Below are 474 nucleotides of genomic sequence, written 5' to 3'. Positions count from 1 at the left end.
CGCTTTCACCAGGCTGGTGTTCTCCAGAAAATACAATTTTTGGATAAAGCTTAATCAAGGTGACTTCCAACCCGCCTCCATCGGTTTTCTCAAGGTAACCTACAGGAGTATCGCTGTAGGACTCGGGAAGGAATCCCTGTTGCTCAGCGATTGCCAAGAAAAAAAGCATGTGACAGCTAGCGGCGGCAGTGACCAAAAGCTGCTCAGGATCCGCACATAATGCATCGCCCTTGTATTCAACTCCGGCAGAAATGTTTAATTTCTGTTGTCCTTCAAACCGAGCAACGTGATTGCGTGAGTAGGTAGAAGCGTCATCAGTGTGAGTATCTTTTTCCCAGCTAATTTCAGCAATATGTTGAGACATATCTTCTCCTCAAACCTGATAATTAATCAAATTACACACCAAGCACAATAGCCGTATGCGACAACCTTATCTTATCGCCTACAAATATCCTTGGCAAAAAGGTTATCGGC

The 474-nt window shown here is 44.5% G+C and carries 1 protein-coding gene; it reads right to left on the bottom strand.

Annotated features, from left to right (window positions below; genetic code table 11):
* On the bottom strand, window positions 1-364 hold a 364-nt coding region (locus TMES_RS22065), incomplete at its 3' end, for an OsmC family protein (RefSeq protein WP_085586601.1).
* Between the last annotated feature and the right edge of the window lie 110 nt (window positions 365-474).

Origin of the sequence: Thalassospira mesophila (assembly GCF_002115755.1) — a bacterium.
GTDB classification, from domain to species: domain Bacteria; phylum Pseudomonadota; class Alphaproteobacteria; order Rhodospirillales; family Thalassospiraceae; genus Thalassospira; species Thalassospira mesophila.
This window is presented reverse-complemented; position numbering and strand designations above follow the sequence as displayed.